A 415-nucleotide genomic window follows, 5' to 3' on the forward strand; every position below is an offset into this window, starting at 1 on the left:
CACGGCCCGCGCGCGCGACCTCCGGACGTTCCTCGAGTTCGACATCGCGTTCCACGACCTGCTGCTCGGCGCGTCGCGCAACCCGATGTTCGCGCAGCTGTCGGAGGTCGTCGCGGAGGTCCTGACCGGCCGGACCGGGCACGGCCTGATGCCCCCGGAGCCCCAGCCCGAGGCGGTCGCGCTGCACCTGGAGGTGGCCGCGGCGGTGGCGGCCGGGGACGCGGACCGGGCGGAGCGGGCGATGCGGGACATCGTCGTCCAGGCACGTGAGGAGATCGCGGCGCTGGTCGAGTAGCCTCCTCGGGTACTGCAGTTTTCTTCCGCCGGGGGGCACGGGTGAGCGCGGCGCGCGCGATCGGACTGGTGTTGGGTGTGGCGGCCGACGGCGCCCTGGGCGACCCCCGCCGCCGTCCGC

At 75.4% G+C, this 415-nt stretch carries 1 protein-coding gene; it reads left to right on the forward strand.

What is annotated here, in order from left to right:
* Positions 1-295: FCD domain-containing protein (locus tag G3I65_RS22075; protein WP_160697791.1), on the forward strand; the 295-nt coding region annotated here is incomplete at its 5' end.
* Positions 296-415: the final 120 nt, after the last annotated feature.

Source organism: Amycolatopsis sp. SID8362, from assembly GCF_010550475.1.
In the GTDB taxonomy this organism is placed as follows: domain Bacteria; phylum Actinomycetota; class Actinomycetes; order Mycobacteriales; family Pseudonocardiaceae; genus Amycolatopsis; species Amycolatopsis eburnea.